This window comes from Desulfitibacter alkalitolerans DSM 16504 (assembly GCF_000620305.1).
In the GTDB taxonomy this organism is placed as follows: domain Bacteria; phylum Bacillota; class DSM-16504; order Desulfitibacterales; family Desulfitibacteraceae; genus Desulfitibacter; species Desulfitibacter alkalitolerans.
On sequence record NZ_KK211100.1, the window covers coordinates 1,146,391 to 1,161,164 of the forward strand.

Sequence of the window (14,774 nt, forward strand, 5' to 3'; positions counted from 1 at the left end):
ATAAGCCCAAGTTTAAGCTATTTTGATGCTCAATATGTGTGGTGGACCTATCCCCCTGTGTTCCCTTTACTCAGCTACTGAAAATTCAGTAACCTCTCTAGCGACAATTCGAGCTCCTGCAATGGCTACCAGGTCACCCCTTGGGGATGTGAACACATCCTCAGCCAGGATAGACTCCATGGCATTTCTAACCTCCACATCAGTTAAATCCTCCTTTGGATCATCCAGACCTATAGTTGCTCTGGTGCCAGCTTCATTGAAAAACTGCAGCTCTAATCTTCTTGTAAGCATATTATTTCACCTCCCTTCCTGTCTTCTTGCCTTCGGCTTCATCCATCACATCCAAACCATCATTACTGGGAAATAAGGTCACTTTCGGTAACCCTTCTAATGGCAGTAACAGGATACTGCTGAAGCTCCCCAAGCTTATCTCCTACATTGTAGACAGCCTCATCTGCTGCCTGGGGCTTTACCCTGTTAAAGCTTCTAGTGCGAATGATTGGCAGACCCTCATCATCCATCCCTGTTTGTACCATGAGCCTTAACCCTGAGCTTACTACTGAACTAATAACTGGCATTTTTTCACCTCCTCTCTGCTGAAGTTATTTACATGATAAACCCATGTGCACAAAAAGAAAAAACCCGACCTGTTGGACGGTTTCGTTGACTTGTTGTTAAGTACAAGGAAAATATAAAGCCTTGTCCAGCACATATGCTGAGGTTATTTATGAAATTTTAATGCTAATTGTAACTTAAAATTATGTGAGCCAATTCTATATTTTTGTCAGAATTAAAATGACTAAAATCATTTGTGAAGATTTTGTAGATTTTTTAACTGAAAACTAGGATATTCCAAAACTCTGTAGAAGTTTTATACAAAGTTGTTATGCAAAAAGAAATTATCAAAACATGTAAAAATTGCAAATAATATTAACTAAACTGTAAACCATAATTACATCTATAGATTAACCATGAAAGGAGAGTTGCTATGGCTCTTAATAATGAACTGGAGATTCTAAAGCAGGCCATTTTAAATGAATTAGAGGGTTATAACTTTTATCTCCTTGCAGCACAACAGACAAAGGACGCTGATGCAAGGGAAGCTTTTTCACACTTTGCCAAAGAAGAAGAAAAACACCTTAATTGGTTGAAGGAAATGTACCAATCCATGAGTGAGGATACAGAAGTCATAACTCCCCCTTCGCTAACAGACCCACCTTCCCCCCATATTTTCTCCTGGTCTAATGCAGGAACAGAAAGGGGTTCCCTGGCTGTATCTGTTTTTGGCATTGCCATAAACATGGAAAAAGCTGCTGTAGATTTCTATAAAATGGCCGCTGGAACCACTAAACTAGACGCGGCAAAAAAACTGTACTTAACCCTTGTAAAATGGGAAGAAGAGCACCTTGCAAGTTTTGAAAAGCACTATGATGAATTAAAAGAAGCGTGGTGGCAGAACCAGGGCTTTAGCCCGTCTTAAAATTTTAATATTAATCACAACTCAGGTGTCTTATCTCACCTGTTTGCATACACATCCTCAGGAGCTAATTCTGGGGATGTGCTTGCATTAGCAAGTGCCGTTAGCAAGTGCATTAGCAAGAGGGGTACCCAGGCAAGTTTACACTCAGATAACAGATTTTTTTAAAATTAAGAAGTATAAAAGAAACAATTGAGAATTTCTCATCAATTACCAATTTTGAAAGAAAACTAATAATATGAAAGGTAACAAAGGCAATGAAAAAGCAAAGGGATGCTATGCCAAAAGGTAATAATTCCATGGTTTTATATGCTATCTTCATGGTGTCTGTTCTGATCCCTTTACTAATTGTGGGCTTTTTTATAAATAAGATTTTGGACAACTATATTACCAGCAATTATTTAGAAGCAACCAACCGGGAAATCAAACAAGTTGAAAATGCCTACAACATGTTTTTTAAAAACTACATGGAAAAGGTAGCTTATTTGTCAAAAAATTATTTTGTAATGCAGGCAGATGATACCATAACTACTTACATGGATAGAAATGAAGAGGTTTTTATCACCCCATCTCAAAATGGCGGCATTGAAGAAGAAATTTACAGTGTTTTCAAAAAATTTATAGACACCCATCCTAACCTGGTTTATGTCTATATGGGAACAAAATATGGAGGTTATATACAATGCCCAGAAGGTCCCGTAATGGTCAATTATGATCCTAGGAAACGTCCTTTTTATATACAGGCACTTGATAGTGGAGATCAGGTAGTAAAAGGCCCTCCCTATGATTGGTTTGGAAACCAGCTGATTAGTCTTACAAAGCAGGTAAAAAATGAGCACGGCCAATTCATCGGTGTGGTAGGTGTAGATATTAATCTTCGTGAATTAGCTGTAATGTTATCTGGGATTAGCATAGGAGATTCTGGTTTTGTTGTACTAACACAGGATGACGGAACAATAATTGCTGACTCCCGGTATCAATACCTGGTGCTTCAAAACATAAATGATTTCTTCCATGGAATTTCATTTAATAATGGCCAGGGTGAAAAGGAAAGCTTCATAAAGATTAATATAAACAATACTGATTACCTGGTTACAAGTTACTCATCTTCAGAGCTGGGCATGAAATTTATAGCCTTTATTGAAGAAAGTGAGTTAACCAGCCTTAAAAAAGACATGGTTGCTGAAATGAGTGGTACCGTTTTAGCCACTTTTTTTGTCATTGCTATAATGCTGTACTTTGCTGTCAAGCATGTAACTAGACCAATAGTCAAGCTGTCCCAATCACTAGACAGATTATCCAGCTATGACTTTGCCTTTGAAGATGAAGAATTGCGCAAATACCAAAAAAGAAGAGATGAAATTGGTGTAATTGCCAGGGCTGTTGACAGGATGAAAACAAATATTACTGCCTTGATTCAAGACATTAACAATAGTGAAGTCAAATTCCGTGCCTTTGTATCCAATGTGCCCGGCATAGTTTACAGATGCGCCAATGATGCTGACTGGACCATGGAGTTTATCAGCAACGAAATAGAAAACATATCAGGCTATCCAAGTTCTGATTTCATTAATAATAATGTTCGCTCCTATGCAAGTGTAATTCATCCAGAGGATAGTGAAGAGGTTTCCAGGATAGTCCAAAATGCCCTTATGAAAAGAGAATTTTTTAAAACTAACTACAGGCTGCTCAAAAAAGACGGGGGCTATATATGGGTCAATGGCAAGGGGCAGGGAATATTTGATTTTCAAAATAGACTCATCTGCATAGATGGGGTTATTATGGATGTTACTGACCAGGTACTTGCTGAAAAAGAGATCTACAATCAAAAGGCACATTTCCAGGCTTTGTTTACCAACACACTGGATGCCATTGTCTATTTTGATACAAATAGTAACATTTCTAACGTCAACTCCCAGTTTGTCCAGATGTTTGGCTATGAATATCATGAGGTTATTGGCAAGAACATAAACAGCATCATAGATCCCTTCAACAAAGCAGCAGATTATGCTTCTCCTGAAATTCTCAAGGGCCAGACTATTGAAAGAGAAACCATCAGATACACCAAAAGCGGCAAACCAGTAAACGTCCATCTTAAAGGAAGCCCTGTATATATTGACGGAGTTATTACCGGTGGTTATATTAGCTACTCAAATATTAACGAGAGAAAGCACTATGAACAAGAGCTCAAATATCTAAGCTTATATGATAAGCTCACTGGGGTTTACAACCGTACCTTTTTTGAAGCTGAGATAAAACGTCTTCAAAACAGCCGGCAGTATCCCATTACTATCATGTCAGCAGATATAGATGGATTAAAGCTGATAAATGATACCCTGGGACATGACCTTGGCGATGAGCTTTTAAAGGTGTTTGCCAGGATTTTAAAAGAAAACTTACGCTCATGCGACATTATTTCTAGAGTTGGGGGAGATGAGTTTGTAATTCTCCTTCCAGGCACTAGTGAAACAATATCTGCAAGAATTGCAGGGCGAATTCAGTTTAGTGAAGCCCAGTACAATAGTGACAACCAGCATTTGCCATTAAGCATTTCCTTAGGAACAACAACTGTTAGTGACAAAAACACATCTCTTTCAGCGGCCCTTAAAACGGCAGATGATGCCATGTACCGCAGTAAGCTTCGCAAGGGAGCAAGTGCCAAGTCCCAGATACTCAATGCCCTTATGGCCACATTGGGCGAAAGAGATTATATTACCGAGGGTCATGCCCAAAGGGTGGGACACTTATGCCTAAAAGTTGGCAGGAAAATAGGACTTTCTTCACACCAATTGGATAACCTGGCTTTGCTAGCCCAGGTCCACGATCTAGGAAAGGTTGGTATCCCAGATCATATACTATTTAAAAAAGGTCCATTGACACAGGAAGAGTGGGCCATTATGACTCAGCATACTGAAAAAGGCTACAGGATTGCATCTTCATCCCCAGATTTACTAAGTGTAGCTGATTTAATATTAAAACATCATGAAAAGTGGGACGGAACAGGCTACCCCCTTGGCCTTAGAGGCAAGTCAATACCAATAGAATGTCGTATTTTATCTATAATTGATGCCTTTGACGCCATGACAAATGAACGCCCTTACAGCAGGGCCAAAACTATAGATGAGGCTTTGCAAGAGATCAGGCGCTGCTCAGGCACCCATTTTGACCCGGAGCTTGTGGAGGTTTTCCTGTCTATTCAAATTGATGCTTTTGGTTAGAAGCTGTTTTTATAAAAGTATTGGCCAGCAAATGGCCTGAGCGATGCCTGAATGATATCTGAATAATGCCTGAGCGATGTCTGAATGATGTCTGAATGATGCCTGAAATATCTGAATAAACGCCTTAATATATTGACAATTGTAGTCTTAATGACTACAATTAAAATAATACAATTAAAGTAAGTTTTTATATTGGGGTGTATGAAATGGAAAAAATCAATATTGGGATTAGAGAAGCTAAAGCTAACCTAAGTAAGCTTATACAGGATGTTCAAGGCGGAAGAGAAATTATCATAACAGACAGGGGTGCTCCAGTAGCATATTTAGGCCCGGTTAAAAAAGATAAACTGTCTTTAAAACAACGGCTATCAGAGCTTGAAAAAGCGGGAATCATTGAACCACCAAAAAAGAAAATCAAGAATCTGCCGCCTCCCCTTCACCTGCCGGATCAAAAGGCCCAGGTTATTCTCCAGGAGGACCGAGATAGATGATGAAGATGATGAAAAGCAGTTCTACCAATATACTATATTGGGATTCATCTGCAATAATTTCTGCACTTTTTAAGGATTGCCATAGTGACCAGGCATTAGAATATGCCAGTTCAGATGGATTTCACTTTATGTCCACCCTGGCCCTGGCAGAAACCCATGGAGTCATTAGCCGCCTTAAACGGGAAAGAATGTTAGCTGAAGTTCTGCTAGCTTCAGCCCTTGAATCACTAGAGACAGGTCCATGGCGGCTGATTAACTTATCACCTGATACTATTTTTATAAAAGCATTGGCCAGCAAATGGCCTCTTAGGGGAGCAGATCTCTGGCACCTTGCAACTGCTAAAACCTTACAGAAAGACCTGCCTGAGCTTACTGTACTGACATTTGACAATAGGCTGTATGTGGCTGCTTTAGGGGAGAAACTTGCAGTTTAGTAATGCAGCTTAATAATTTTTAGCAAAATCTTATACAAGAAAACAAACCTTCTATCTAAGAAGGTTTGTTTTCAGCTTCCTTTTTTTCCTTTTCACTTTCATCGCTAGTTATAGAGTTAGCTGCGCTCTTAAATTCTTTTATGCCCCTACCAACAGCCTTGCCAACCTCGGGCAGCTTACCTGGTCCGAAGATAATCAAAGCAATTATTAAAATCAAAACTATTTCCCACATTCCAAGAGGACCTATCATACCAAACATGTTATTTTGCCTCCTTTACAATTTTAGATTATCCCATTGAACACTTGTTTTAAACTGATTCTATATTATTCTTATACTAATTTTACACTAAATGTATTAAAAAGATATAGCATTTTTCTTCCTTTTATTACAAAAAACCATACTCAAAACATACCTTTAGCACATGACTATAACTGCCGGACTGCCCTTTTGTATTTGTGTGAAATCTTTATGAAAATTTATGAAAATTATACAAAAGTATTGTTTTTTACAGGGCAATAAAATAAAATAGATATCAAAGAAAAATTGTCTTTTCTTATAGCTTTTATTGTAAAACTTAATATTATTATCCTGATGGGTTGGGTAATAACCTGGCTCAAAGGGAAAAGTTCTTTAAAACCTGACGTATGGGAGTAAATCTTGTTCGGAGGGAAAGGAGGTTAAGTATTTATGCGGACTTAGTGTGCCTTTTCTGTACCGTCAGAAGGGGCATTTTTGCATTAAGGAGGATTTTGCATGGATATGGTTTTATAGTTTCTTTAGCTTATTAAAGGCTTGCAGGCCATAGAAAGGGTGTTTTTTCATGAATTGTATTCAAGAAGATAGAATAAACGAACTTTTAAATCCATCGGCCCCACCTGGCCGTTTGGAAGTTAAAGAGATACTTGCCAGGGCAAGAAAATGTGAAGGCTTGAGCCTTGAAGAGACAGCCAGGCTGCTTTACACAGAAGATGATTATGAGCTGCAGGAGCTTTTTTCTACAGCCCGCTTTGTTAAGGATAAGGTTTATGGTAAAAGGGTGGTCTTGTTTGCACCATTATACACAAGCAATGCCTGTACCAACAACTGTCTCTACTGTGCCTTCAGGTCAGAAAACAAGAACCTCAATCGACGGACCTTAAATACTGAGGATATTGTGGCCCAGGCCAGGGAAATAGAAAAACAGGGTCATAAAAGAATCCTGCTGGTTTGTGGCGAAGACCAGAGTCAAACCCATGTGGCACATATAAACAATGCAGTAAAGGCAATCTATGAATGCTGCGACATCCGCAGAATAAATGTCAATGCTGCTCCCATGACAGTTGATGATTACAGGGAGCTAAAGAAGTCAGGTATCGGCACCTACCAGCTCTTTCAAGAAACCTATCATAGGGAGACTTACAAGAAGATGCACCCCACAGGCATAAAAAGAGATTATGATTGGCGCATATCAGCCATGGACAGGGCTATAGAGGCGGGAATTGATGATCTGGGAATTGGAGCCTTACTTGGGCTTTATGACTATAAATATGAAGTCCTTGCCATGCTCCAACATTCAGACTACCTGTTGAACAAGTATGGTATCGGTCCCCATACCATTTCTGTGCCAAGGCTGCGTCCTGCCTTTGGATCTTTAATACAGGAAGCCCCCTATCCAATAAGTGATATGGATTTTAAAAAGCTGGTTGCTGTTTTAAGGCTTGCAGTACCATATACGGGAATTATCCTGTCAACACGTGAAAGTGAAGCATTAAGAGATGAGCTCTTAAGTCTTGGTGTGTCTCAGATTAGTGCCGGCTCCAAGACAGGTCCTGGGGGATATGGTCATGAAGAAGAAAATGCCGAGCAATTCTCTAGTAGTGATCATAGATCCTTGAGTCAGATGATCAAGGTAATCTGTGATTCCGGCTATATTCCCAGCTTCTGCACAGCCTGTTATAGACGCTGCAGAACCGGCAAAGACTTTATGGATCTGGCCAGACATGGTGACATTCATATTTTCTGTCAGCCAAATGCCATCTTGACCTTCAAGGAAAACCTTTTAGATTATGGAACTCCTGAAAATATTTCCCAGGGAGAGGTTGTTATCCAGAAGGCTTTAGGCGAAATTGAGAATGATAGACTAAAAGAGGCCACCCTTGAAAAGCTTGATTTAATTAACAAGGGGCAGCGGGATTTATATTTTTAATTGTCAACTTGTGGCATGATTGAACCATGAAAAGTAAAATAACTTAAAAGCTGAAACAGGGAGTGAACACCATGGAGGGTTTAGATACTAGATTTTCTAGATTTCAAGAATCGCTAAAAAGAGTTCAAGACGGAAGGGGCTATACTTTAGAAGACATTGTTACCCTGCTTAAAGCAGAGGGTGAAGATAGTGAAGCACTCTTTGCAGCTGCCTTTAAGGTCAGGGAGCAGGAATTTGGGAAAGAAGTGTATTTACGGGGAATCATTGAGTTTTCCAATTACTGCAGCAAGAACTGCCTTTATTGTGGAATCAGGGCAGAGAACAGCATTCACCGCTACCGCATGACCATTGATGAAATTACAGCAGCTGCACAAGATATTAAAAATGCTGGCATTGGAACTGTTGTCCTCCAGTCAGGAGAAGATGCCTGGTGGAGCCCTGAAAGGATCATGTCCTTGATTAAAAGCATCAAGGAACAGGTGGGAATAACCATTACCCTGAGCATAGGCGAACGAAGCCGTGAGGAATATGCCCTCTATAGAGAGGCTGGAGTTGAAAGATTTCTATTAAAGATTGAAACTACTAGTAAGGACATATTTACCAGAATGCACCCTGATGACTGCCTATTCCAGCGAAAAAAATGTTCAGTCTGGTTAAAAGAACTGGGCTACATGAATGGTTCAGGGTGCATCATTGGACTGCCCGGGCAGTGTGAAAGGGATCTGGCTGCAGATATACTATGGTTCAGGGATATGGGTATGGATATGATAGGGGTTGGCCCATTTGTACCAGCTCAAAACACTCCCCTGGAAAACCATCCCCCCGGCAGCACCTTTATGACCATAAAGACTGTTGCTGTTATAAGACTAATATGCAGGAAGGCCTTTCTGCCTGCCACTACTGCTCTGGAAACCCTGGAAGAAAAGGGCCAGTTAAAAGCTTTAAAGGCAGGAGCCAATGTAATCATGCTCAATTATACTCCTCAGACTTATAAAAGCAACTACAAAATATACAGCAATAAAAAAGCAATCAAGCTGGAAAAAGCCCTTGAAACCATTGAACAGGCCGGGCTAGCAAGGGTTATTGACTCCAACCAAAACAACCAAAGGGACGGTTCTGCTGTCTGATTTTAAAGGAAGCATAATAGCAGCCATAATTGGAATATAAAACAGTGTTTTCGGCCCTGCCCTTATTTGTCTTTTGCACAGACTTGATTGACAGCAAAAAGTAATATTTAGTTAATATTTATGAAAAAATGCCCAGGAGACTGAATGGACGGTCCCCCTGGTTGATAAGAATCACCAAAGTAACCAGCGGAAACCGTCCCCCTGGTTGTCCCCTGGTTGGGAAAGGAATGATAGTTTACATGGATAACATGAACACTACCCCAGTATCATCTCGCCTGCACATAGGAGTATTTGGGCGAAGAAATGCAGGCAAATCAAGTATTATCAATGCACTTACCAAACAGCCGGCAGCCCTTGTTTCTCCTGTTCCGGGCACCACTACAGATCCGGTATTTAAGACCATGGAGCTGCTGCCCCTTGGTCCTGTGGTTTTAATTGATACTGCAGGCCTGGATGATGAAGGAGATCTGGGTGAAATGAGGATTAAACGTACCAATGATGTTCTTAATAGTACTGACGTGGCAATAATGCTGGTTGATGCCATGATAGGGGTAACAGATTTTGAGATTAAACTGGCAGGAATCATACGTGAAAAAAACATACCTGTAATAATTGCCCTTAATAAAATAGATGCTTCGGCGGATGAAGAAATTCAGCTGGAAAAGTGGCAGGATGTCCTGGGCCAGGGCTTAATTAAAATCTCTGCTGAAACTGGGACAGGTATAGATGAGCTTATACAAGAAATTATCAAGGCAGCCCCTGGCGAAGCCCTTGAAATTTCTCTTGTGGGGGATCTAGTCAAGCCTGGAGATTTTGCCGTATTGGTAGTGCCAATTGATTCAGCGGCACCCAAGGGGAGATTAATCCTTCCCCAGCAGCAGGTCATTAGAGATATCCTGGAGCATGCTGCCATTAGTGTAGTAACAAAGGAAACTGAACTGAAACAGACCCTGGCAGGCCTAAGTAAAAAGCCCACCATTGTAATTACAGATTCCCAGGCCTTTCATCAGGTTGCTGCCGAGACACCCCTGGACATCAGTCTGACCTCCTTTTCCATTATCATGGCCCGCCAGAAGGGAGACCTGGTTGAACTGGTCAAGGGAGCCGCAGCTGTAAAAAATCTTAACCCAGGGGATCGTGTACTAATAGCAGAAGGCTGTACACACCATCGCCAGGAAGATGATATTGGCAGGGTGAAAATTCCTAAATGGCTTGAAAAAGCCGTTGAGGGCAAATTAGAGTTTGAGTGGTATACTGGCAGGGGATTCCCTGCTAATCTTAAGAGCTATAAGCTGATTGTCCATTGTGGTGCATGTATGCTTAATAGAAAGGAAATGCTGCACCGCCTGTCAAAAGCCAGGGCAAGCAAGGTGCCCATGGTAAACTATGGGGTACTCATTGCCTACCTCCATGGTATCCTGCCTAGAGCTCTAGATTCCTTCCCCGAGGCTAGTGCCATTTTAAAGGAATTAGGGTAAAATAATGGTAAAGAAAATCCGAGAACCCATGCAAAGCTAGTGGTGCTTGGCCATGGGAGAAGGCGCATTATAAACAGGCAGGTGAACACTAATGAGTCTAGAGAAACTGGACGAAATACAAGAAGAAAAGCAAGCAAGAAAGCAGGAAAAAAAGCAAGCAAGAAAAGAACCAGGGAAAAATCAGGATACCAGGATAGCTGTAATAGGAATTGTTATAGGAAACAGGGCGGAAAGTGCTGCAAAGGTCAATGACATCATTGCCAGTTACGGCCACCTTGTAGTTGGCAGAATGGGTATCCCCTACAAGGACAGGGGTGTATCAGTAATATCCTTAATCATAGACGGCACTACTGATGACATAGGGGCTTTAACTGGCAAGTTGGGTAATATCAAGGGTGTAAAGGTCAAATCAGTAGTTGCATACTAAAACCGGGCAAAACATTTTCTGCCCGGTTGTCATTTAGAATTCAAATTAGTATTTGCTAAGCACAAATAGCTCCTTGAGCTCTTGATTAGACATTTCGCTAATTCTTGTCTCACCAGCAGCCACTGTTAACTCCGCCAGCTCTCTTTTATCATTAATCATCTCATTGATTTTTTCTTCAAAGGTGCCTATACTAATAAGCCTGTGAACCATGACGTTTTGCAGCTGGCCTATTCTGTATGTCCTGTCTGTAGCCTGGTCCTCAACTGCCGGATTCCACCAGAGGTCATAATGTATGACATTGGAAGCAGCCGTTAGGTTTAGGCCCGTGCCCCCTGCTTTAAGGGATACAATCATAATGGGGGAGCCTGCCTTGTGGTTTTGAAACTCATGAATCATCTCATCACGCTTTTTACGATTAAGGCTTCCATGGAAAAAAAGTGCCTCCAGCTTCAATTCATCATAAATCAGCTTTTGCAGGAGCTCTCCCATTTCCTTATACTGTGTAAATACCAAGACCTTCTCATTTTTCTCCCTGATGCTTTGAATTAGCTCCAGGGTTTTTAAAGCTTTCCCTGAATGCTCTTTAGTAACAGTTCCCTTTTTTGTATAATGAACAGGATGATTGCAGATCTGCTTGAGAGAGGTAATGAGCTTGAAAACTATCCCCTTTCTTTCAATACCTTCACTTTCCTCAATGCTCTTTAAAAGTGCATCAGTTACCTTCTGATAAAGGGCAGCCTGCTCCTTACTGAGATAACAATATTCATCCTTTATAACCTTGTCCGGCAGGTCCCTTATTACTGATTTATCTGTTTTTACTCTTCTGAGGATAAATGGACCTGTAACATTTCTTAGCTTTTGGATTTTTTGCCCATCACGGTATTTTTCAATGGGATTGGCAAAGTGAGTTTTAAAATCCTGCTTGTTCCCTAAAAAGCCGTGATTGATAAAGTCAAAAATACTCCAAAGCTCTAAAACCCTGTTTTCCACTGGTGTTCCTGTCATGGCAATATATGCTTGGGCTTGCAAATCTTTAACTGCTCTGGTCTGATCCGTATCGGGGTTCTTTATATTTTGTGCCTCATCTATAACAACCAGGTCAAAGGTGCGCTTTTTGAATTTTATCCTGTCTCCGCGGAGAATTCCATATGAGGTAATGATAACATCTATATTTTTGGCAGCTAATTTGCGTGAAAAACCGTGATAGATTTCCACCTCAAGTGAAGGAGCAAACCTTTCCAGCTCCTTGCTCCAATTGCCTATTAGTGTTGTCGGACATACTATGAGAACCGGTCTAGCAAGCCTGCCCTCTTCCTTGAGCTTAAGAATCAAAGCAATAACCTGCAGGGTCTTGCCCAAGCCCATATCATCTGCAAGGCAGGAGCCTATTCCCCTGACTGCATTGCCGTAAAGCCAGCTTAATCCCCTGAGCTGGTATGGCCGCAGATTGGCATTTAACCCTGAAGGCGGCGGTATTTCTTCCTGAATGCTTTTAGAAGTCAAGGCATCTATCATTTTTTGGAGCACCTGGTCTGGTAGAAAATCAGCATGTGCTGTCTGGCCGCTAATGGCTGCCTGAAGTACCTCCATGGAATTCATCCTGGGCTCAGGCTTCTGAAGCCTATCCAGGATTTGTTTTATTTCTTCCGGCTGCAGAAGTATGTATTCATCCCTGTATTTTACCACCTTGCCTGCATTTTTTACCAGCTCACGAAATTCTTTAGGCGATATAAGCTTGTCCCCAACGGCTATTTGCCATGAAAACTCTAGCATATCTGCAAGATTAAGATATGAAACTGCAGAGGCCTCACCCTTAGTTCTAGCTGAAATGGCTAATTTAGGGGCTGCCATTTTCTTTAGCTCCCTGGGTATCATAACGCCAATTCCAAGGAGAGAAAGTATGTCTTTAGTTTGTCCCAGGAAACCTGCCATTGCCTCTGGGGAAACTTCAGCACCCTTTTTGCCCTTTAACTGAAGAATGTTTTTTAGTACTGGCAAATATTCTCCAGCAATAGTTAACTGATTTGCTACTTCCCTGCGCACCACTGGTATGGGCAGGGAAAACAACTCTGCTTCCTTGTCCTGTTTATCATTAGTAAAGATCTTGGCCAGGGGGACCAAAGGTGCCAGGGGATCTTTTTTGTTTTCTACTTCCACAAGCATTCTAAATTTTTCACTACCCTTTGCAGGAAGCCCTATTTTAATAACAGGAGCAACAGATGAATTCTCAAGGTTTAGCCATGCCAACCAGTTAGCTACAGCATTGCCTGTCTGCCTTTTTTCAAAGCTGTCTGCCTTGTACTTTTTCCCAGTAAAGAAAGCCAGGGCAAGTTCATCATCCTTGTCAACCTTTTGGGCATTATATTTATACATAATGTGAGAGAGAATTAACTGTATTACCTCTTCTACTGCCTCCTTCTGCATGAGCAGGCTTTTCTCTTTTTGGTTATATATGAAGTCCGGGGGCAGCAGCTGCGAAAGGTATTCTATTATACCCTGCAGGCCGCTGATTCTATCCAGGGGCCGGTAGCATACAGTAAAGCTCCCCGCTTCGTCAACAAGCTTGACTACAGGCACAAAGGCAGATGACCTGGACAGGGCTCGGGCTGCCCCTGCTGCTCCGCAAAGAAAATTGGCCCAGGGCGGGGTATTCTCCTGGGGCAGTTCAAGGGGCAGGGTCAGAAACAGGTCTATCACCTCTTCCAAAGACACTATAGTTCCCTTTTTCTTTTTAAGGCTCAGCTTCCCATCCTGCCAGTGGGGAATGGATATTGTTTTTTCTATTCCTGCAGATAAGAGCCTCTCTATGGGTTGGTCAGGGGAAGTGTCTTCACTAAGAAAAAAGGTATATGCTTCATCTTTTTTCCCAGGATACAAAAGGGTTAGCTTGAGGTTTGCAAAGCAGAAGCCATTTTCAATTAGCTCCAGGTCTTCAACAGCTTTTGCACAATTTTCATAGGCTTTAAGAAGTCTTTTTTTAAATTCCTTGCCTTCGTAAAAAAGAGGTGCATCACTTAAGAGGGCAAAGATCTGTTCACCCTGCATGTTGTTAGCAATTGAGCTTAAATCAAGCTTTTCTGTGGATTTAATGGATTTGTTAGTAGTGTTTTCCGCATAGTTCATGTATTCATTGGGCTTGAAATCACTGTACTTAATAAAAGGCAGCTGTTTCTCTTGTTCCATTAATGAATTGGCCTGAGGCTCATGAACTGCATCACTTAGCAGGGCTTCCTTGTTCACACCACGCAGCTTGAATAAAATGTATGGATCCTTGTCTATTTCATTTGCCAGGATATAATATACTGCTGCAAGGTGTTTACAGGGATTGGCCCAATCAGGACAAGAGCATTGGGCAGCTATTTGCTCCCATGAATCTGGAAGCAGCTGGACCCCTTTTTTGGCTAATAATTCCAGAAGGTTCTCTGGCAGCTTGCCCATGGATAGCTGAGAAGCCACGAGGGGATTGCCTTCAATTAACTCCCGGATGATTTGTATTTCTTGATCATTAAATTTTCTTAGGCCTATTTCAATGCTATATGGCCTGATTCGTGTACCCTTTACCTTTGCAGTAATATTGCCCTTTGGGGTTATTTCCACATGCTTTACCCTATCACCACCGGCATAGGCTCTCCCCCTGGGCAATCTGTTGGTATGGTAATCTATTCTTTCCAGGGCCTCCACCCAAACATTGCCCCACCAGGTTTTTCCGTATTTTTTTCGTGACATCTGGTCGTCTCCTTCATTATTTGTTAATCTAAGCTTGCTCTAAGTAAAATATACAATAATGATAATATTTTCTCCACAAGAATACTAGTAAAAAAAACTAACCAGGGGGACGGTTCCTTTGGCTGCTTGGCGCTAGTCAGTAAGAAGACAGCCCATTCACTATGCTTTAGCATGCTTTAGTATGCTTTAATATGCTTTAATACACTTGAC

Annotated in this window: 12 protein-coding genes; 8 read left to right on the top strand and 4 right to left on the bottom strand. The window is 41.3% G+C overall.

The annotated features are described in order from the left end of the window. Positions 1–66: 66 nt before the first annotated feature. Both K364_RS0111200 and K364_RS0111205 read right to left on the bottom strand, forming a co-directional pair. A complete protein-coding gene (locus K364_RS0111200; RefSeq protein ID WP_028308101.1) occupies positions 67–291 on the bottom strand; it encodes a DUF2922 domain-containing protein in 225 nt (74 codons plus the stop codon). 62 nt (positions 292–353) lie between these two features. Next, entirely contained in the window at positions 354–578 is a 225-nt protein-coding gene (locus K364_RS0111205) for a DUF1659 domain-containing protein (protein WP_028308102.1), read from the bottom strand. A 410-nt stretch (positions 579–988) separates the two neighbouring features. Here K364_RS0111205 and K364_RS0111210 point away from each other — a divergent pair, with 410 nt between their 5' ends. The 4 genes from K364_RS0111210 to K364_RS0111225 all read left to right on the top strand — a co-directional run bounded on the left by K364_RS0111210 (position 989) and on the right by K364_RS0111225 (position 5,620). Further along, the gene (locus K364_RS0111210; RefSeq protein ID WP_028308103.1) at positions 989–1,480 is read left to right on the top strand and encodes a ferritin family protein; all 492 of its coding nucleotides are present in this window, start codon (positions 989–991) and stop codon (positions 1,478–1,480) included. Positions 1,481–1,734: 254 nt separating this feature from the next. After that, positions 1,735–4,695, top strand: a complete 2,961-nt coding sequence (locus K364_RS25625; protein ID WP_051533982.1) for a diguanylate cyclase — start codon at positions 1,735–1,737, stop codon at positions 4,693–4,695. Positions 4,696–4,901: 206 nt separating this feature from the next. Further along, complete coding sequence (locus tag K364_RS0111220) at positions 4,902–5,186, top strand: type II toxin-antitoxin system Phd/YefM family antitoxin (RefSeq protein ID WP_028308104.1); 285 nt, start codon at positions 4,902–4,904, stop codon at positions 5,184–5,186. Next, positions 5,183–5,620, top strand: a complete 438-nt coding sequence (locus K364_RS0111225; protein ID WP_242841680.1) for a type II toxin-antitoxin system VapC family toxin — start codon at positions 5,183–5,185, stop codon at positions 5,618–5,620. Before K364_RS0111220 ends, K364_RS0111225 begins: the two co-directional genes overlap by 4 nt. Before the next feature lie 55 nt (positions 5,621–5,675). On the opposite strand, the gene tatA is transcribed toward K364_RS0111225, so the two are convergent. Further along, the gene (gene tatA / locus K364_RS0111230) at positions 5,676–5,879 is read right to left on the bottom strand and encodes a twin-arginine translocase TatA/TatE family subunit (RefSeq protein ID WP_028308106.1); all 204 of its coding nucleotides are present in this window, start codon (positions 5,877–5,879) and stop codon (positions 5,676–5,678) included. Positions 5,880–6,441: 562 nt separating this feature from the next. Here tatA and hydG point away from each other — a divergent pair. The 4 genes from hydG (at position 6,442) to K364_RS0111250 (ending at position 10,838) form a co-directional block, all read left to right on the top strand. Further along, positions 6,442–7,806, top strand: coding sequence for a [FeFe] hydrogenase H-cluster radical SAM maturase HydG (gene hydG, locus K364_RS0111235; protein ID WP_028308107.1), 1,365 nt, complete (start codon positions 6,442–6,444; stop codon positions 7,804–7,806). A 71-nt stretch (positions 7,807–7,877) separates the two neighbouring features. Then, positions 7,878–8,933 carry a [FeFe] hydrogenase H-cluster radical SAM maturase HydE gene (gene hydE, locus K364_RS23770; RefSeq protein WP_051533983.1) on the top strand — a complete coding sequence of 352 codons (1,056 nt, stop codon included), beginning with the start codon at positions 7,878–7,880 and terminating at the stop codon, positions 8,931–8,933. Positions 8,934–9,181: 248 nt separating this feature from the next. Beyond that, positions 9,182–10,411: a [FeFe] hydrogenase H-cluster maturation GTPase HydF gene (gene hydF, locus K364_RS0111245; RefSeq protein ID WP_028308108.1), complete on the top strand. Its 1,230-nt coding sequence runs from the start codon at positions 9,182–9,184 to the stop codon at positions 10,409–10,411. A 193-nt stretch (positions 10,412–10,604) separates the two neighbouring features. Continuing rightward, a complete protein-coding gene (locus tag K364_RS0111250; protein ID WP_028308109.1) occupies positions 10,605–10,838 on the top strand; it encodes a TM1266 family iron-only hydrogenase system putative regulator in 234 nt (77 codons plus the stop codon). Positions 10,839–10,883: 45 nt separating this feature from the next. On the opposite strand, the gene K364_RS0111255 is transcribed toward K364_RS0111250, so the two are convergent. After that, positions 10,884–14,564: a DEAD/DEAH box helicase gene (locus K364_RS0111255; RefSeq protein ID WP_028308110.1), complete on the bottom strand. Its 3,681-nt coding sequence runs from the start codon at positions 14,562–14,564 to the stop codon at positions 10,884–10,886. Positions 14,565–14,774 lie beyond the last annotated feature (210 nt).